The organism is Streptomyces caniferus, from assembly GCF_009811555.1.
In the GTDB taxonomy this organism is placed as follows: Bacteria; Actinomycetota; Actinomycetes; order Streptomycetales; family Streptomycetaceae; genus Streptomyces; species Streptomyces caniferus.
In genome coordinates this window covers 3,930,250-3,947,115 of the sequence record NZ_BLIN01000005.1, presented here as the reverse complement: position 1 = coordinate 3,947,115, position 16,866 = coordinate 3,930,250, and the positions used below count along the sequence as shown (strand labels likewise).

18 protein-coding genes and 3 tRNA genes are annotated in these 16,866 nt (G+C 72.4%); 18 read left to right on the top strand and 3 right to left on the bottom strand.

Features of this window, described 5'->3' with window-relative positions:
* Positions 1-152 precede the first annotated feature (152 nt).
* The 12 genes from Scani_RS33870 (at position 153) to Scani_RS33815 (ending at position 12,076) form a co-directional block, all read left to right on the top strand.
* On the top strand, positions 153-554 hold the full coding sequence (locus Scani_RS33870; protein ID WP_159481524.1) for an NADH-quinone oxidoreductase subunit A: 402 nt from the start codon (positions 153-155) through the stop codon (positions 552-554).
* On the top strand, positions 545-1,207 hold the full coding sequence (locus Scani_RS33865) for an NADH-quinone oxidoreductase subunit B (protein ID WP_159481523.1): 663 nt from the start codon (positions 545-547) through the stop codon (positions 1,205-1,207). The genes Scani_RS33870 and Scani_RS33865 overlap by 10 nt, the downstream gene beginning before the upstream one ends.
* Positions 1,204-2,634, top strand: a complete 1,431-nt coding sequence (locus tag Scani_RS33860) for an NADH-quinone oxidoreductase subunit C (protein ID WP_159481522.1) — start codon at positions 1,204-1,206, stop codon at positions 2,632-2,634. Before Scani_RS33865 ends, Scani_RS33860 begins: the two co-directional genes overlap by 4 nt.
* Positions 2,631-3,599 carry a complex I subunit 1/NuoH family protein gene (locus Scani_RS33855; protein WP_159481521.1) on the top strand — a complete coding sequence of 323 codons (969 nt, stop codon included), beginning with the start codon at positions 2,631-2,633 and terminating at the stop codon, positions 3,597-3,599. The genes Scani_RS33860 and Scani_RS33855 overlap by 4 nt, the downstream gene beginning before the upstream one ends.
* Positions 3,596-4,210, top strand: coding sequence for a NuoI/complex I 23 kDa subunit family protein (locus Scani_RS33850; RefSeq protein ID WP_159481520.1), 615 nt, complete (start codon positions 3,596-3,598; stop codon positions 4,208-4,210). The genes Scani_RS33855 and Scani_RS33850 overlap by 4 nt, the downstream gene beginning before the upstream one ends.
* Positions 4,207-4,821: an NADH-quinone oxidoreductase subunit J family protein gene (locus tag Scani_RS33845; protein WP_159481519.1), complete on the top strand. Its 615-nt coding sequence runs from the start codon at positions 4,207-4,209 to the stop codon at positions 4,819-4,821. The genes Scani_RS33850 and Scani_RS33845 overlap by 4 nt, the downstream gene beginning before the upstream one ends.
* Positions 4,821-5,183, top strand: coding sequence for an NADH-quinone oxidoreductase subunit NuoK (gene nuoK / locus Scani_RS33840; RefSeq protein ID WP_159481518.1), 363 nt, complete (start codon positions 4,821-4,823; stop codon positions 5,181-5,183). Before Scani_RS33845 ends, nuoK begins: the two co-directional genes overlap by 1 nt.
* Positions 5,180-7,177 (top strand): NADH-quinone oxidoreductase subunit 5 family protein, encoded by a 1,998-nt coding sequence (locus Scani_RS33835; RefSeq protein ID WP_159481517.1) that lies wholly within the window; start codon positions 5,180-5,182, stop codon positions 7,175-7,177. The genes nuoK and Scani_RS33835 overlap by 4 nt, the downstream gene beginning before the upstream one ends.
* 99 nt (positions 7,178-7,276) lie before the next feature.
* Positions 7,277-8,920, top strand: a complete 1,644-nt coding sequence (locus tag Scani_RS33830) for a complex I subunit 4 family protein (protein ID WP_159481516.1) — start codon at positions 7,277-7,279, stop codon at positions 8,918-8,920.
* Positions 8,920-10,482, top strand: a complete 1,563-nt coding sequence (locus tag Scani_RS33825; RefSeq protein ID WP_159481515.1) for an NADH-quinone oxidoreductase subunit N — start codon at positions 8,920-8,922, stop codon at positions 10,480-10,482. Before Scani_RS33830 ends, Scani_RS33825 begins: the two co-directional genes overlap by 1 nt.
* Positions 10,483-10,699: 217 nt before the next feature.
* On the top strand, positions 10,700-11,560 hold the full coding sequence (gene htpX / locus Scani_RS33820; RefSeq protein WP_159481514.1) for a zinc metalloprotease HtpX: 861 nt from the start codon (positions 10,700-10,702) through the stop codon (positions 11,558-11,560).
* Between the two features lie 123 nt (positions 11,561-11,683).
* Entirely contained in the window at positions 11,684-12,076 is a 393-nt protein-coding gene (locus Scani_RS33815) for a YccF domain-containing protein (RefSeq protein ID WP_159481513.1), read from the top strand.
* 216 nt (positions 12,077-12,292) lie between these two features.
* On the opposite strand, the gene Scani_RS33810 is transcribed toward Scani_RS33815, so the two are convergent.
* On the bottom strand, positions 12,293-12,781 hold the full coding sequence (locus Scani_RS33810; RefSeq protein ID WP_018090929.1) for a YajQ family cyclic di-GMP-binding protein: 489 nt from the start codon (positions 12,779-12,781) through the stop codon (positions 12,293-12,295).
* A 189-nt stretch (positions 12,782-12,970) separates the two neighbouring features.
* Here Scani_RS33810 and Scani_RS33805 point away from each other — a divergent pair.
* Together Scani_RS33805 and Scani_RS33800 are read left to right on the top strand one after the other, a co-directional pair.
* Positions 12,971-13,052: transfer RNA gene (locus Scani_RS33805), tRNA-Tyr, on the top strand.
* 135 nt (positions 13,053-13,187) lie between these two features.
* A complete protein-coding gene (locus Scani_RS33800) occupies positions 13,188-13,532 on the top strand; it encodes a hypothetical protein (RefSeq protein ID WP_246296299.1) in 345 nt (114 codons plus the stop codon).
* Positions 13,533-13,688: 156 nt separating this feature from the next.
* Here the strand turns inward: Scani_RS33800 and Scani_RS33795 are convergent, their stop codons facing one another.
* Both Scani_RS33795 and Scani_RS33790 read right to left on the bottom strand, forming a co-directional pair.
* Complete coding sequence (locus tag Scani_RS33795) at positions 13,689-14,360, bottom strand: NAD(P)H-binding protein (RefSeq protein ID WP_159481512.1); 672 nt, start codon at positions 14,358-14,360, stop codon at positions 13,689-13,691.
* 76 nt (positions 14,361-14,436) lie between these two features.
* Positions 14,437-15,699, bottom strand: coding sequence for an amidohydrolase family protein (locus tag Scani_RS33790; protein ID WP_159481511.1), 1,263 nt, complete (start codon positions 15,697-15,699; stop codon positions 14,437-14,439).
* Between the two features lie 182 nt (positions 15,700-15,881).
* On the opposite strand from Scani_RS33790, the gene Scani_RS33785 reads away from it, so the two are divergent.
* From Scani_RS33785 to Scani_RS33770, 4 genes are all read left to right on the top strand, one after another.
* A tRNA-Thr gene (locus tag Scani_RS33785) sits at positions 15,882-15,954 on the top strand.
* A gap of 47 nt (positions 15,955-16,001) precedes the next feature.
* A tRNA-Met gene (locus Scani_RS33780) sits at positions 16,002-16,074 on the top strand.
* A gap of 89 nt (positions 16,075-16,163) precedes the next feature.
* Complete coding sequence (gene rpmG / locus Scani_RS33775; RefSeq protein WP_006604855.1) at positions 16,164-16,328, top strand: 50S ribosomal protein L33; 165 nt, start codon at positions 16,164-16,166, stop codon at positions 16,326-16,328.
* A gap of 84 nt (positions 16,329-16,412) precedes the next feature.
* Positions 16,413-16,865 carry a MaoC family dehydratase N-terminal domain-containing protein gene (locus Scani_RS33770; protein ID WP_159481510.1) on the top strand — a complete coding sequence of 151 codons (453 nt, stop codon included), beginning with the start codon at positions 16,413-16,415 and terminating at the stop codon, positions 16,863-16,865.
* Position 16,866: the final 1 nt, after the last annotated feature.

Here is a 16,866-nt window from a genome sequence, read left to right as displayed (position 1 = left end):
CGCTGCCCGCCGCCCAGGTAGGGCGAAGTAGGGACAACCCCACCGTCCGCGACGATGCGGCTGCTCACCGCGGCCGGGGCAGGGCCTAGACTCCCGTCCGTACAGATCGTCGAAGTCGTTGAACAAGCGCAGTCAGGGAGCGAGGGGCGGACGTGCCGGACGCGACCGTACGCACCACTGTCGCCGCGGACTATTTCCAGGGCTACTCGGTCGTCGGGATCATCGCCGTGATCGGGGTGCTCTTCGTGGCCGTGGCCTTCGGTGCCGGGCGGCTGCTGCGGCCCGTGGTGCCGACGCCCGAGAAGCTGCTGACGTACGAGTGCGGCGTGGACCCCGTCGGCGAGGGCTGGGCGCACACCCAGGTCCGCTACTACGTGTACGCCTTCCTCTACGTCATCTTCGCCGTCGACTCGATCTTCCTGTTCCCCTGGGCGACGATCTTCGCCGCCCCCGGCTTCGGTGGTGTGACGCTGGTGGAGATGTTCATCTTCCTCGGCTTCCTCACCATCGGCCTGCTCTACGCATGGAAGAAGGGCGTCCTGGAATGGACGTGACCCCCGCCTCCCACAGCTCCGCAGCCGCGTCCGAGGGCGCCGCCCCGCAGTTCCTGCCGGAGCCGCGGCGCCTGGGGACCCTGGCCCGGCTCGCGCCCGAACCGATGAAGGTGGTCCTCAACTGGGGCCGCCGCTACAGCCTCTGGGTCTTCAACTTCGGCCTCGCCTGCTGCGCCATCGAGTTCATCGCCGCGTCCATGGCGCGCCACGACTTCATCCGGCTCGGCGTGATCCCGTTCGCGCCCGGCCCGCGCCAGGCCGACCTGATGGTCGTCTCCGGCACGGTCACCGACAAGATGGCGCCCGCGGTCAAGCGGCTCTACGAGCAGATGCCCGAGCCGAAGTACGTCATCTCCTTCGGGGCCTGCTCCAACTGCGGCGGCCCCTATTGGGATTCGTACTCGGTCACCAAGGGCGTCGACCAGATCATTCCGGTGGACGTGTACGTCCCGGGCTGCCCGCCGCGTCCGGAGGCGCTGCTGCAGGGCATCCTCAAGCTCCAGGAGAAGATCGCCCGCGAGTCGCTGGGGGAGCGGTACGCGAAGGGCGGCACGGCCCGGCCCTCCGCGGACGCGCTGCGCAGCGGGCTGGTCGCACCGCCCGCGCCGAAGCCGGCGGACGAGCCGAAGGCGCCCGGGGAGGAGCCCCGATGAGCGAGCAGCCGCAGCAGCAGCCGGAGACTCCCGAGCAGCCCGAGCAGCCCGAGCAGCCCGAGCAGGCGGAACAGCCCGAGCAGCCGGTCGCCGAGCCGGTCGTCGGCTGGCTGCCGCGGCCCGCGAGCGAGATCTTCGGTACGGGGGCCACGGCCGAGCTGGCGTACGACGTGCTGACCGTCGACGTCCCCGTGGACGGCTGGCTCACCGCGCTGACGGCCGCCCGCGACGCGCTCGGCTGCAGCTACTTCGACTGGCTGAGCGCCGTCGACGAGCCCGGCACCGGCTTCCGGATCTGCGTGCACGTCGCCGATGTGGCGCGGCCCGGCACCGTCCACCGGCTGATCGTGCGGACGACCGTGCCGCACGACGCGGCCGCGCTGCCCACCGCCGTCGAGGTGTACGCGGGCGCGGGCTGGCACGAGCGCGAGACCCACGAGATGTTCGGCGTCGACTTCACCGGCCATCCGCACCTCGTACCGCTGCTGCTCCCGGACAGCTTCGAGGGACACCCGCTGCGCAAGGACTTCGTGCTGGCGGCGCGGGTCGCCAAGGCCTGGCCGGGTGCCAAGGAACCGGGGGAGGCTGCGGCGCACGGCGGGCCCAAGCGCCGCCAGATGCTGCCCCCCGGTGTCCCGGACCCGAACGAATGGGGCCCGCTGAAGGGCCAGCTGCCGCCCGCACCGGCGCGTCCGGCGCGAGGTGCACGGGCGGCCGGCGGCGCACGTGCCGCCGGTGGTGCCGGTGCGGCCGCGGGTGAGCGTCCGGCCCGGCGTACGCGGACCGCGAGCGCGGGCTCGGCCAGCCAGCAGACGGCGGGGGAGGGGACTGCGACCCCGGCCGCCGAGGGGACCACGACCCCGGCCGCCGAGACACGTCCCGAGCGGCCGGAGAGCCCTGCGCGCCGTACGCGTTCGGCGAGCGAGGGCTCGGCCGGGCAGCGGCGGGCCGCGGAGGCGGCCGCGGCCGAGGAGACGTCCGGGCCGGCCGCCACCGAGGAGACCTCTGGGGCGACTGCGGCCGAGGAGACCCCGGCGACGGCGGTCCCGGAGTCGGCGGCTCCGTCGACGGAGACCCCGGCCGAGAAGACCCCGGCGACGGCCCCCGCGAAGGACACGGCCCCGCGTTCCTCGGACGCGCCCTGGCACCACGCCCGCCCGGCCTTCGACGAGCCGGAGAAGCAGGCCGAGCCGGAGGAGAAGCAGGCCGCGCCGGACGCTCCGAAGGCCCCGGCCGACGAGCCGAAGGCCGGACCCGGGAACGCCAACGAGGCAGCCCCGGAGCCCCCAGCCGCACCGCAGCCGGAGCCGGATCCGGAGCCCGAAGCAGCCCCGGAGCCCGCCCCCGAAGCCGGCCCCGGCCCGGACCCCGCCCCCCGGCCCCCACAGGACACCCCCCGAGACCCGGCAGGAGGCGACACCCCATGAGCGACGCCCTCGACATCGCGCTGCGCCTCGCCGCCGTCTTCGTCGTCTTCCTGGTCTTCCCCCTGGTCATCGGGCAGACCGAGCACAAGGTCATGGCCCATATGCAGGGCCGGCTGGGACCGATGTACGCGGGCGGGTTCCACGGCTGGGCACAGCTCGTGGCCGACGGGGTGAAGTTCGCGCAGAAGGAGGACATCGTTCCGGCCGGCGCCGACCGGCGGATCTTCCAGCTCGCGCCCGCCGTCGCCCTGCTGCCGTACCTCCTGGTCCTGGTCGCCATCCCGATAGGCCCGCACAACGCCGTGGGCCAGGCCCTGGACGCGGGGATCTTCTTCGTCCTCGCCGTGATGGGCGTCGGCGTACTCGGCTCGCTGATGGCGGGCTGGGCCTCGGCCAACAAGTTCTCGCTGCTCGGCGGTCTGCGGACGGCCGCACAGCTGCTGGCGTACGAGCTGCCGATGCTGCTCGCCGCGGCCTCCGTCGCGATGGCGGCGGGCACGCTCTCCCTGCCCGGCATCGTCGAGGCCTTCCACTGGTGGTGGGTGCCCTGGCAGATCGTCGGCGGCGTGGTCTTCTTCACCGCGGGGCTGGCCGAGCTGCAGCGGCCGCCGTTCGACATGCCGGTCGCCGACTCGGAGATCATCTTCGGTGCGTACACCGAGTACACCGGACTGCGCTTCGCGCTCTTCCTGCTCGCCGAGTACGCCGGCATCCTCGTCCTCTGCGCCCTGACCTCCGTCCTCTTCCTCGGCGGCTGGCACGGCCCGTTCGGCGCCGACGGCCTGGGCTGGCTGTGGACGCTGGTGAAGACCGCGATCCTCGCCTTCGGTGTCATCTGGCTGCGGGTGACCTACCCGCGGCTGCGCGAGGACCAGCTGCAAAAGCTCGCCTGGACGGTCCTCATCCCGCTCTCGCTCGCCCAGATCGCCCTCACCGGCGTCGTCAAGGTGGTGATCTCGTCATGAGCTTCCCCGGCTCCGGCCTCGCCAAGGGGCTGGCCGTCACCCTGCGGACGATGACGAAACGATCGGTCACCGCGCAGTACCCGGACGCCCAGCCCGACCTCGCGCCCCGTACCCGCGGCGTCATCGGCCTGTTCGAGGAGAACTGCACGGTCTGCATGCTGTGCGCCCGGGAGTGCCCGGACTGGTGCATCTACATCGACTCCCACAAGGAGACGGTGCCGCCGGCCGCCCCCGGAGGCCGCGAGCGCAGCCGCAATGTGCTGGACCGCTTCGCGATCGACTTCGCGCTGTGCATGTACTGCGGGATCTGCATCGAGGTCTGCCCCTTCGACGCGCTCTTCTGGTCACCGGAGTTCGAGTACGCCGAGACGGACATCCGCGAGCTGACCCACGAGCGCGACAAGCTCCGCGAGTGGATGTGGACGGTGCCCGAACCGCCGGCGCTCGACCCGGCGGCCGAGGAGCCCAAGGAACTCGCCGCCGCACGTAAGGCGGCGGACAAGCTCGCCGCCCAGCAGCAGGCCGACGCCGAGGCGGCCCGGGCCGCGGACCGGACCGAGGGGCAGCCCGCGGACCAGGACCGACCGGACACCTCAGGGGAGGGCACGTGACGCTCGCCGCCACCGCAGCCGGCCAGGGCTTCCTCTCGCCCACCGGTGTCGAGATCGCCTTCGTCCTCGTCGGCATCGCCACCCTCGGCGCGGCCGTCATCACCGTCACCACCCGGCAGCTGGTGCACGCCGCCCTCTGGCTGGTCGTCGCACTCGGCGGGATCGCCGTCGAATACCTCCTCCTGACGGCCGAGTTCATCGCCTGGGTGCAGGTGCTGATCTACGTCGGTTCCGTCGTCGTCCTCCTGCTCTTCGGGCTGATGCTCACCAGGGCGCCCATCGGCCGCTCCCCGGACGCCGATTCGGGCAACCGCTGGGCCGCGCTCGCGGTGGCCCTCGCCTCGGCCGCCGCCCTGGTCTGGGTCGTCGTAGACGCCTTCCGCGCCACCTGGGTCAACCTCGACGGCGCCGCCCAGGGCTCCGCCGAAGCCTCCGGGCGCAGCCTCTTCCAGTACTGGGTGCTGCCCTTCGAGGCGCTGTCCGTGCTGCTGCTGGCCGCGCTCGTCGGGGCGATCGTGCTGTCCCGCAAGCCGGGGGAGGACGCGTCCGCGGCGGCGGGCCTCCGCAACGGCGCCGCCCGCACCCCCGCCCCACGAGAGGAGCAGCGCTGATGCATCTCGCCTACCCGGCCGTCCTCGCCGTCCTCCTCTTCTGCACGGGGCTGTACGGCGTGCTCGCGCGCCGCAACGCCGTCCTGGTGCTGATGTCCGTCGAGCTGATGCTCAACGCCGTCAACCTCAACCTCGTCGCCTTCGACGTCTGGCTGCGCGACACCCTGCACACCGGCCAGGCGCTCACCCTCTTCACCATCGCCATCGCCGCCGCCGAGATCGGCATCGGCCTGGCGATCGTGCTGCTCGTCTACCGCAACCGCGGCAGCTCCGACATCGACCGGCTCCGTGACCTCGCCGAGACGACGGGCGCCGCGGACGGGGACCCGCAGCCGGACACCACGGCGGAGGCCGCCGCGTGACCCTCACGACCACTGCCGTTCTCGTTCCCCTCCTGCCCTTCCTCGGGGCCGTCGCCGGTCTCCTCCTGGGACGCCGCGCACCCGGCTTCGTCCGGCCGCTGGCCGTGCTGCCGACGCTGGCCGCGGCCGCGCTCACCGTGACCGTCGCCGTCGGACAGGGCGGCGGCCCGGCCACCGACGTCGCCACCCGGCTCACCCCGACCGGCTCGATCCCGATCGACCTGGCCCTGCACATCGACGGCTTCGCCGCGCTGATGGCCGTCCTGGTCGGTGTCGTGGCGACCTGTGTGCAGATCTACTCCACCGGCTATCTGCGCGACGACCCGCGCTACCCCTCCTACGCCGCGCTGGTCTCGCTCTTCACCGCCGCGATGCTGCTGGTCGTCTACACCGGCGACCTGATGGTGCTGCTGGTCGGCTGGGAAGTCATGGGCATCTGCTCGTACTTCCTCGTCGGCCACTACTGGGAGACCGAGGCCGCCCGCGCCGCCTCCCTCAAGGCCTTCCTCGTCACCAAGCTCGGCGACGTCCCCTTCCTGTTCGGCATCTTCGCGCTGGCCGCCGACGCCGGAACCTTCCGCATCACCGGCATCCTCGGCTCCGTCGCCGCCGGCGGCCTGGACCATCCGACGCTGATCGCGCTGCTGCTGCTCGCCGGAGTCGCGGGCAAGTCGGCGCAGTTCCCGCTGCACACCTGGCTCCCGGACGCGATGGCCGGCCCGACGCCCGTCTCGGCGCTGATCCACGCCGCGACGATGGTGGCGGCCGGTGTCTATCTCGTGGCCCGTCTCCTCCCCGTCTTCGCCGCCTCCGCCGCCGCGCTGGTCGTGCTCGCCGTCATGGCCGCGATCACCATGGTCGGCTCGGGACTGGCCGCACTGGCGCAGGACGACATCAAGCGCGTCCTGGCCTATTCGACGGTCGGCCAGCTCGGCTACATGCTCGGCGCCCTGGCCGTCGGCGACCGCGGTGCCGCCGTCTTCCACCTCCTTTCGCACGGCGCGTTCAAGGCCCTCCTCTTCCTCGGCGCCGGCGTGATCATTCACGCCGCCGGCACCAACTCGCTGGCCGCCATGTCCCGGATGAGCGGCCTGGCCCGGCGCATCCCGGACGCCTACTGGACGGTGACCGTGGCGCTGCTCGCGCTCGCCGCGATCCCGCCGTTCGCCGGCTTCTTCTCCAAGGAAGCCGTCCTGGGCGCCGCCGAACACGCCGCCACCGGCGAGGCGCACGGCATCCCCGGCGCGGCCGGCTGGACCGTGCTGGTCTCCGGACTGCTCACCGCCCTCCTCACCGCGGCCTACGCCACCCGCCTGTGGCTGCTGGCCTTCAAGGGCAAGGGCGCCGAAGCCCCCGACCACGGCCCGCAGCCGGTCGCCATGAACGCCGTCCTGTGGGTGCTCTTCGTCCCGACCGTCGGGCTCGGCCTCACCGCCCCCTTCCTGCCCGACTGGTTCGACGGGCGTTCGCTCGCACCGACCCTGGCCACCTCCGTCCTGGGCACCGGTCTCGCCCTGATCGGCGGCCTGGTCACCTACGCGGCCTGGCGGCACACCACCGCGCTCGCCGCCCGCTTCCCCCTCGGCGCGGTCGTCGCCGCCCCGGACGCCACCCCCGCGGTCGCCGAGGAGGTGGCCATCGACATCCACACCCCGGCCTACGGCGACAACGCCGGTGCCCCGGACCCGGCCGACCCCGGCCGTCTCCTCCTGGGCCCGCTGCAGCGCCACGCGGCGGTCGGCTTCCACCTCGACGCCGTCTACTCCGCGCTCTTCGTCCGGCCCGTACGCGCCGCCGCGACGCTCGTCCGCTTCCTCGACCGCGAGGTCGTCGACACCTACGTCCGCGGCGCGGGCACCGCCCCCCGCCTGCTGGGCGCCGCGGTCCGCCGCGCCCAGACCGGCAATGTGCAGACCTACCTCGGCGCGCTGCTCGCGGGCTCGCTCGTCCTGGCCGTCGCCGCCGTCCTCGTCGCTACGGGTACGGGAGCCTGACCGATGCCGCACACCCCTGGTGCACGCACCCCGCACCCCCCGCCGATGCCCCTCACGGCCGGGCCCGCCGGAGCCGAAACCCGCAGGAGGGCCTGACCCGTGAACCCCACCGTTCTGCAGTACCTCCTCGCGGCGGTCGTCGTCCTCCCCTTGCTGGGTGCGGTCGGCGCCCTGTTCCCCGCGCCTCCCGGCCTCCGGGGCCGCAACCCCGACCAGGCCGTACTGCGCCACGGCGTGACCGCCACCGGTGTCGTGCTCGCCGCCGCCCTCGCGCTGGCCGTCGGCTTCGACCACGACCACCCGGCCCGTATGCAGGCCACCACCGACATCAGCTGGATCCCGGCGCTGGACATCCGCATCCACCTCGGCGTCGACGGCATCTCGCTCCCCCTCGTCGTCCTGACCGCGCTGCTGACCTTCCTCTGCGCGCTCTACAGCTACTTCCACATGCCGACGGGCCCGTCCCCCAAGGCATTCGTGGCGCTGCTGCTCACTCTGGAGGCCGGCACCCTCGCCACCTTCGCCGTCCTCGACCTGATGCTCTTCTTCCTCGCCTTCGAGATGGTCCTCATCCCGATGTACTTCCTCATCGCCCGCTGGGGCGGCGCGGGGAAGCAGGCGGCGGCCTGGAAGTTCATCCTCTACACGCTGCTCGGCTCCGTCGTGATGCTGCTCGGCCTCCTCCTCATCGGCGTGAAATCCGGCACCTTCGACATGGTGGCACTCGCCACTGACAACGGCCCGAAAGCCCAGCTCAGCCACACCGTTCAGCTCCTGGCGGTGCTTGCGGTCGGCATCGGACTGGCCGTCAAGTCCCCGCTGTGGCCGCTGCACAGCTGGCTGCCGGACGCGCACACCGCCGCTCCCACCGTCGGCTCGGTGCTGCTGGCCGGCGTCCTGCTGAAGATGGGCACGTACGGCTTCGTGCGGATCGCGCTGCCCATCACGCCCGAGGGCATGCACACCTTCGCGCCGTACCTCGCCGCGCTGGCCGCCATCGGCATCATCTACGGCTCGCTCGCCTGCCTCGCCCTCGTACGCAAGGGCGCCAAGGGCGACCTCAAGCGCCTGATCGCCTACAGCTCCGTCGGCCACATGGGCTTCGTCCTGCTCGGCATCGCCAGCATGACCCCCACCGGCGTCAACGGCGCGCTGTTCGCCAACATCGCCCACGGCCTGATCACCGGCCTGCTCTTCTTCCTGGTCGGCGCGCTCAAGGACCGCTACGGCAGCACTGACCTCGACACCCTTGCGGGCAGCACCGGCGCCGCCCTCTACGGCAAGGCCCCCCGCTTCGGCGGCCTGCTCGCCTTCGGGGCGGTCGCCTCGCTGGGCATCCCCGGGCTGGCCGGTTTCTGGGGCGAGATGCTGGCGATGTTCGGCGCCTTCCGGCCCGCCGCCGGCCTCAGCCGCCCCGCCTTCCTGACCTTCATGGCACTGGCCGGCCTCGGCACCCTGCTGACCGCCGCCTATCTGCTGCTCGTCGTCCGCCGCGTCTGCATGGGCGGCACCCCGGCGGCCGTCGAAGCCGTCCCGGCGGTCGAGGAGGGCACCGCGACGGCGGCCGAGGCGGCCACCGTGGTCCCGGCCGCGCCCGCCCCCGTCGTCCCCGACCTCGCGCGCTACGAATACGCGGCCTGGACCCCCCTCGCCGTCCTCACCGTCCTCGCCGGACTGTGGCCCGCGGCCCTCCTCGGCCTCAGCGACCCGGCCGTCCAGCAGCTCCTCGGAGGCGGTAAGTGATGAGCACGGTGACCTCCCTGGTCCAGTCCGTCGACTGGCTCGCCCTCGCGCCGCCCACCGTCGCCGCGGCCGTCGGCCTGGTCGTCCTCGTCGCCGACCTCTTCCTCCCGGCCGCCCGCAAGCCGCTGCTGGGCTGGATCGCGACGGCGGGCCTCGCGCTCGCCGCGCTGTCCCTGCTGCCCCTCCTGGACGGCGACCGCCGCACCTTCTGCCTGCCCGCCCACCCGGACGTGTGCAGCTACGCGGCCGACCCGTTCGCCCTGGTCATCCAGTTCCTGGTGCTCGGCGGGGCGCTGCTGACCGCCCTGCTGTCCATCGACATCCTCAAGGATCAGGACCTGCCCGCCGGCGAGTACTGGTTCCTGCTGCTCTCCTCGGCGGCCGGCGCCGCCCTGCTGCCCGCCTCCCGGGACCTGGCCACCCTGGTCATCGCCCTCGAAGTCGCCTCACTGCCCGCCTTCGCGCTGGTCGGACTGCGGCGCGGCGACCGGCTCTCCTCCGAGGCCGCCCTCAAGTTCTTCCTGTCCTCGGTGGCCGCCACCGCCGTGATGCTGCTCGGCGTGAGCTTCCTGTACGCGGCCACCGGCAGCCTGCACCTCTCCCGGGTGGCGCACGCCCTCACCGCCCTCCCCGACCCGCGGCTGGCCACCCTGGCGAGCGCCGGCGTCGCCCTCACCCTGGTCGGCTTCGCCTTCAAGACCGCCGCCGCCCCGTTCCACTTCTGGGTGCCGGACACCTACGTCGGCGCGCCGCTCCCCATCGCCGGCTACCTCTCCGTGGTGGGCAAGGCCGTCGGCTTCTCCGGCCTGATCCTCGTCACGGTCCAGGGCTTCCCCTCGTACGCGAACGTCTGGGGCCCGGCCCTGGCCGTCCTCGCCGCGCTCACCATGACCGTCGGCAACGTCGCGGCCCTGCGCCAGGACCCCCGCCGCGCGCACAGCGCCGTACGCCTGCTCGCCTGGTCCTCGGTGGGCCAGGCCGGCTACCTCCTGGTCCCGATCGCGGCGGCGGGCTACGTGGACGACCCGGGGCGCGCCATCGGCTCCACCGTCGCCTACGCCCTGATGTATGCGGCCGTGAACCTCGGCGCCTTCGCCGTCGCGGCCCTGGTGGCCCGCACCCGCCCCGCCAACCGCATCACCGACTACCGGGGCCTGTACCACCGGCGTCCCGTCGTGGCGCTCGCCCTCGGCTTCTTCCTGCTCTGCCTCGCCGGTCTGCCGCCGGGCATCATCGGCCTGTTCGCCAAGGTCACGGTCTTCTCCGCGGCCGTCGACGCGGGTCTGGCCTGGCTCGCCGTGATCATGGCGGTCAATGTCGTGATCGCGCTCTACTACTACCTGCAGTGGACCACGGTCCTCTTCCGGGGCGCCGAGGACACCGCGGGCGCCCCAGACGCGGCGGCCACCGGGGCCCCCGAGGCCGCACCCGCGGGGCCCCCGGTCCACGCCGCGATCCCGGCCCCCCTCGCCACCGCCATCGCGCTCGCCACCGTCCTCGGCCTCGCCCTCTCCGGCGCTCCGCAGCTCGTCCTGCGGTTCGCCTCCGGGGCGCTGCTCTGACGGGCCCACCGGCCCGCACACCTGCCCACCGACGGCCGCCACCTCACCCGTATTGCACTACGCCCCACCGGGCGCGGCCGCGTGCCCGCCCGGTGCGCCGCGCGTGCACAAGGGAACCAGGCTCGTTCATCTCGCGTTGACCAGTGAGTAAGGATCCACTGGAGAGTGGAGAAACGCAGCACAGGGTTCCCCTGCCGCACCGCTTGGAGGGCGTACCGTGCACCGCCGGCACAACGGGCTCAGGACCGCCGTCCTCCTCGGGGGACTGTCCGCCCTCATCATCGTCATCGGCAGCCTGTTCGGCCGTACGGGCCTGATCATCGCCGTCGTCGTCGCCCTGGGCACCAACGCCTACGCCTACTGGAACAGCGACAAACTGGCCCTGCGGGCGATGCGCGCCCGCCCGGTCAGCGAGTTCGAGGCGCCACAGCTCTACCGCATGGTCCGCGAGCTCTCCACCACCGCCCGCCAGCCCATGCCGCGCCTGTACATCTCCCCGACCCAGGCGCCCAACGCCTTCGCCACCGGCCGCAACCCCCGCAACGCCGCGGTCTGCTGCACCGACGGCATCCTCCAGCTGCTCGACGAACGCGAGCTGCGCGGTGTGATCGGCCATGAGCTCAGCCATGTCTACAACCGCGACATCCTGATCTCCTCGGTGGCCGGCGCCCTGGCCTCCGTCGTGATGTTCCTCGTCAACTTCGCCTGGCTGATTCCCCTGGGCCGCTCCGACGACGACGAGGGCCCCGGCCTCCTCGGCATGCTGCTGATCATGATCCTCGGGCCGGTCGCGGCCTCGCTCATCCAGCTCGCCGTCAGCCGCTCGCGCGAGTACGCGGCGGATGCCGCGGGCGCCCAGCTCACCGGCGACCCGCTGGCCCTGGCCTCCGCCCTGCGCAAACTGGAGGCCGGAACCCGGCAGCTCCCGCTCCCGCCCGAGCCGCGCCTGGAGACCGCCGGCCACATGATGATCGCCAACCCGTTCCGGGGCGACGGCATGTCCCGGCTGTTCTCGACCCACCCCCCGATGCGCGAACGGATCTCCCGCCTCGAACAGATGGCGGGCCACCGTCCCTGACGCCTCCGGGACCAGTGGCCGTCACCGGGCGCCCGACGCATCATGAACGCAACGATTCATCAGGCTCAGCGCGTCTAGGACGGCAGTGACATTCTCCGCCGTGCCCGTGGAAGGCTGTTGATCATGAAGTTCATCCTTAACGTCCTCTGGCTGGTCCTCAGCGGCTTGTGGCTGGCGCTCGGCTATGTCCTCGCGGGCGTCATCTGCTGCATCCTGATCATCACCATCCCGTTCGGCATCGCGTCCTTCCGGATCGCGGGCTACGCCCTGTGGCCCTTCGGCCGGACGACCGTCGTACGCCACGACGCCGGCGTCGGCTCGGCGATCGGCAACGTCGTCTGGATCATCTTCGCGGGCTGGTGGCTGGCCCTGGGGCACATCATCACCGGCCTCGCCCTGTGCGTGACGATCATCGGGATCCCCTTCGGCATCGCCAACTTCAAGATGATCCCGGTCTCCCTGATGCCCCTGGGCCGCGACATCGTCCCCACCGACGAGCCCTTCGCCGCCCGCTGACCACCGGCCGACCGCCCGCCGCCCCTCGGACCCGTACAGGCCCCCGAGGGGCCGCACACCGCCGGACCCGGCCGGCTGCCCCCGGCAGAGCCTCGATGAAGCTCCGCACGTCCTCGAGCGCCTCGTGAGGCCGCTCCCGTACCCCGCCCCGAAACACCGGTGGGGCGGCACGCCGAAGCGCGCCGCCCCATCCCGTGGCACCCGAAAGCCGGGCTGCTACCGGTAGTTCACGAACTGCAGGGCGAAGTCCAGGTCCTTGCCCTTGAGCAGCTGCTGAACCGCCTGCAGGTCGTCCCGGCTCTTCGAGCTGACCCGCAGCTCGTCGCCCTGCACCTGCGCCTTGACGCCCTTCGGGCCCTCATCGCGGATGATCTTGGCGACCTTCTTGGCGTTGTCCTGCGAGATCCCTTCCTCGATCGAGGCGAAGATCTTGTACTCCTTGCCCGAGGCCTGCGGCTCGCCGGCGTCCAGCGCCTTCAGTGAGATCCCGCGCTTGACCAGCTTGGACTGGAAGATGTCGAGCACGGCCTTCACCCGCTCCTCGGCGTTGGCCCGCATCTCGATCTTCTCGCCCGACCACTCGATCGACGCGCCCACGCCCTTGAAGTCGTAGCGCTGCGAGATCTCCTTGGCGGCCTGGTTGAGGGCGTTGTCGACCTCCTGCCGCTCTACCTTCGAGACGATGTCGAAACTGGAGTCGGCCATGTTGAGTTGGCTCCTCGTACGTAGATCCGTCAGGGGCGCGGCCCTTCCCGGGCCGCCTGCCAAGCCTAGCCACCCGGCCAAGATCCAGCGCTCCCGAATCGAGTGGCGAACCACCCCCAGCCATCGGGTATGGTTTACGTCGTTGCCACGGAGCACCGCCCCACAGCGGCTCTCCCGGCAGCAAACCCAGGCGGTGTGCCCGAGCGGCCAAAGGGAGCAGACTGTAAATCTGCCGGCTCAGCCTTCCCAGGTTCGAATCCTGGCGCCGCCACAGGTGGTGAAGGGGCCCGTGACCAGCGTAAAAGCTGGTCACGGGCCCCTTCGTCATTTCCGCTCCCGGAAGTCGCCCCAGGTGACGCACAACACTCCGTCCCACTCTGTCGCGCCCTGATCCATGCACGACGTCATGGCCGCCCGTCACCGTGCCGTGCTGGAACGTCTGGAGGCGGAGCTGTCCGGCGGCAGGGCGCTCCAGGGCATTCCGGCGGTCAAGGAGGCCCTGGCCGAGGGCCGGGTGGAGACGCTGCTGCTGGCCGCCGACCGCAGTGGGGACCCCGTCCTGTTCGCCTCCCGCCGCGACCCACGCGCCCTGGGCACCGAGCCGGCGGCGCTGGGCGGGGACACGGCGGCTTTCAGCGCCCCGGCGGCGCCGCTCCTGCTGCGCTCGGCGGTCCTCGGCGGCGCCTCGTTCACCGAGATCCTCCCCCCGATGCGCTGTACGGACGGCGTCGCCGCCCTGCTGCGTTACTGACACCGGGAGTTCGCGGCGCCGCCGAGCCGGCTCGCTTCTCCCGCAGGCGCGACCCCGGCGCCGCCACAGGCCGTGAGGCAGGGGAGCGGTCCCCGATCCGCGAATCGCAGATCGGGGACCGTCTCGTTCCGTGCTCCCCGCGCCCCGGCGGGCGCCCTACCCCCGCTGGGCCACCGCGACCGCCCGCACCGCGTCCACCACCGGCACATCCCCGCCGATCAGCTCCAACGTCCGGCCGATGGTGGCCGGTTCGTCGAGCAGCGCCATCAGGGTGGCCGCGACATCGTCGCGGGGGACCTCGCTGCGGCCGGTGGCGTCGGCCAGCGTCACCCGGCCCGTTCCGGGGTCGCCCGTCAGCCGGCCGGGCCGCAGGATCGTCCAGTCCAGGCCGGCGCGGGAGCGGATGTCCGTGTCCGCGGCGGCCTTGGCCCGCAGGTAGGCGGCGAAGACCGGGTCGGTGCCCGCGGGGGGCTCGCGGTCCGTGCCCATCGAGGAGACGACGAGGAAGCGCCGTACGCCCGCCGCCTCGGCCGCGTCCGCGAAGAGCCGCGCCGCGCCGCGGTCCACCGTGTCCTTGCGTTCGACGCCGCTGCCGGGTCCCGCACCCGCCGCGAAGACGGCCGCATCGGCGCCCTCCATGTGCCGGGAGACGTCCTCCACCGAGGCCGACTCCAGGTCGCAGACCACCGGCTCGGCTCCCGCGGCCAGCAGATCACCGGCCTGCTCCGGCCGACGGACGATGCCCGCGACCTCGTCCCCGCGCCCGGCGAGCAACCGCTCCAGCCGCAGCGCGATCTGACCATGTCCACCTGCGATGACAATGCGCATGATCCCGACCGTACGCCGAAGGGCCGCCGCCGTGCGCGGGACCGGCCGGGGGCCGGCGGCTTCTCGCCGCCGTGGCTCAGCGCTGCGACTGGCGCGGCAGCTCCAGCGCCACCTCGGCCGCCGAGTCGCAGTACTCCCGCACCGCGCTGGTCCGGGCGACCACCCGCCCGCGGTGGATCACGATCCGGCTGTAGGCCAGCGAGAGCACCCCGGCGATCCGCTCCCCGCGCACCGCCAGCAGCTCCGCGGGAAAGCCCGCCTCGACCCGTACCTCCGGCAGGCCCAGCGTCGCCCGCGCCGCCGAACTCACCGTCTCGTACGCCGCCTCCGGCGTGGCCTCCCCCAGGGACGCCAGCAGGTACGCGGCCTCCAGGGGATCGCCCCGCCCCACCGGGTTCGCCACGTCCCGCAGCGCCCCGCTGCCCGCCGCCACCCGCACCCCGGCCGCCCGCAGCAGCCGTACCGGCGCCGGCCGTGACACCCGCGAGCCGTAGCGCTCCAGGCCCGCGCAGTCGCCCTGCGGCAGACACACCACGGCGACCCCGGCGGCCGCCAACTGCTCGGCGACCCGCGCCGCCACGCTCCGCGGCATCCGGGCCATCCCGGCGCACGGCCCGAGGGCGACGCCCGGCCGCAGCCCGCCGGACATCGCTGCGAACCGCGCCAGCCGCGCCGGATCGTCGCCGTCGGTGTGCAGATCCACCGGGCAGCCGTGCTCCCCGGCCAGCTCCAGGACCGTCTCGACGTACCCGGCCGGGTCGGGGTCGAGATCCGGGCAGCCGCCGATGACCGAGGCGCCCATCTTCACGGCGTCCCGCAGCATCGCCAGCCCGTCCGCCCCGGCCACCCCGGTCAGCACCCGCGGCACCGCGACCGCCGCCAGGTCGGCCAGCCCGCGCAGCGATCTGCGGGCCTGCAGCACCGCCTCCAGCGAACGCAGGCCCTGGACGTCACCGATCCGCACGTGACTGCGCGAAGCGGTGGCGCCGTGCCCGAGCTGCAGCAGCGCCGCCTCGGTGGTCCGCCGCTGGACGTCCTCGGGGGAGCCGGAGGCGGGGCCGTCGGAGTCCGCCGTCAGGGCGGTGTCGCAGTGCGCATGCGGTTCGGCGGGGGCGGGGAGCAGGAGATAGCCGGCGAGGTCGACGCGGGCGCCCTGCGGGGCGAGGCTGCCGGCCGTCCCGACGGCCTCGATGCGTCCGCCGTCGAGCCGTACGTCCACCGTCCGGCCATCGGCGAGCCGCGCGCCGCACAGCACCAGTGCGCCGCTGTCCGCCCTGGCGTAGCGGCCGGCGCCGCCGGGCTTCCCCGGCTGGGGCTGCGGCGAACTGCTGTCGGACATCGCGCTCCTCGAAGCCACCGGCGTGCAAGATCACGCAGCGTTCTTCCGAGCCTAGGGCGCTGGTCGGAGAGCTTCGTGCAGGCGCGAAATAGTCGTACCGGTGTGGTGTGCGAGGCCGTTGGGGCACGGCCCGGATACGGATTTCACGTTTGGCGGCGGGCCGTGTAATGTCTTCATCGCTCGCCCCAATAGCTCAGTCGGCAGAGCGTCTCCATGGTAAGGAGAAGGTCTACGGTTCGATTCCGTATTGGGGCTCTGATGTGTGAGGTACCTCGCCTTCGGGCGAGGGACTCTTGCATCACAGCGGTGTAGCTCAGTCGGTAGAGCAAGCGGCTCATAATCGCTGTGTCACCGGTTCAAGTCCGGTCACCGCTACTGACAGTAGCCGATTGTGGGGTCGGTCCTCCGATCGGCTACTCTTTTATGCGTTAATCCGACCACCCGTCCGTCCAAGGAGCACTCACGTGGCTGCCACCGACGTCCGCCCGAAGATCACGCTGGCCTGCGTGGAGTGCAAGGAGCGGAACTACATCACCAAGAAGAACCGGCGTAACGACCCGGACCGTCTTGAGATGAAGAAGCACTGCCCCCGTTGCAACTCGCACACCGCGCACCGCGAGACGCGATAACACAGGCTCGTCCGTGAGGCCGTCCCCATTCGTGGGGGCGGCCTCACGGCGTTATCACCATCAGTACAGGGAGGTTGCGAGCCCATGGCGCTCGACCAGTCTTTTGTCGGACGCACGTACCCGCCCACCGACCCGTACGAGGTCGGCCGGGAAAAGATCCGCGAGTTCGCCGAGGCGATCGGTGACACCAACCCCGCCTACACGGACGCCGACGCGGCCAAGGCACTCGGCCACTCCGAGGTGATCGCGCCGCCGACTTTTGTGTTTGCGATCACTTTCAAGGCGGCCGGCCAGGTCGTCGAGGATCCGCAACTGGGTCTGGACTACAGCCGGGTGGTGCACGGCGACCAGAAGTTCGCCTACACCCGGCCGGTGCGCAGCGGGGACCGGCTGAGCGTCACCTCCACCATCGAGGCCATCAAGACCATGGCGGGCAACGACATCATCGACATCCGCGGTGAGGTGCACGACGAAGCCGGCGAACACGTCGTGACCGCCTTCACCAAGCTGGTGGCCCGCGCCGCGAAGGAGGCCTGAG

Coding starts and splice junctions, on each gene's coding strand:
- Scani_RS33770 (WP_159481510.1), top strand. CDS start 16,413: ATGGCGCTCGACCAGTCTTTTGTCGGACGCACGTACCCGCCCACCGAC.
- Scani_RS33865 (WP_159481523.1), top strand. CDS start 545: ATGGACGTGACCCCCGCCTCCCACAGCTCCGCAGCCGCGTCCGAGGGC.
- Scani_RS33800 (WP_246296299.1), top strand. CDS start 13,188: ATGGCCGCCCGTCACCGTGCCGTGCTGGAACGTCTGGAGGCGGAGCTG.
- Scani_RS33815 (WP_159481513.1), top strand. CDS start 11,684: ATGAAGTTCATCCTTAACGTCCTCTGGCTGGTCCTCAGCGGCTTGTGG.
- nuoK (WP_159481518.1), top strand. CDS start 4,821: ATGCATCTCGCCTACCCGGCCGTCCTCGCCGTCCTCCTCTTCTGCACG.
- Scani_RS33860 (WP_159481522.1), top strand. CDS start 1,204: ATGAGCGAGCAGCCGCAGCAGCAGCCGGAGACTCCCGAGCAGCCCGAG.
- Scani_RS33825 (WP_159481515.1), top strand. CDS start 8,920: ATGAGCACGGTGACCTCCCTGGTCCAGTCCGTCGACTGGCTCGCCCTC.
- Scani_RS33855 (WP_159481521.1), top strand. CDS start 2,631: ATGAGCGACGCCCTCGACATCGCGCTGCGCCTCGCCGCCGTCTTCGTC.
- Scani_RS33795 (WP_159481512.1), bottom strand. CDS start 14,360: ATGCGCATTGTCATCGCAGGTGGACATGGTCAGATCGCGCTGCGGCTG.
- Scani_RS33790 (WP_159481511.1), bottom strand. CDS start 15,699: ATGTCCGACAGCAGTTCGCCGCAGCCCCAGCCGGGGAAGCCCGGCGGC.
- Scani_RS33810 (WP_018090929.1), bottom strand. CDS start 12,781: ATGGCCGACTCCAGTTTCGACATCGTCTCGAAGGTAGAGCGGCAGGAG.
- Scani_RS33850 (WP_159481520.1), top strand. CDS start 3,596: ATGAGCTTCCCCGGCTCCGGCCTCGCCAAGGGGCTGGCCGTCACCCTG.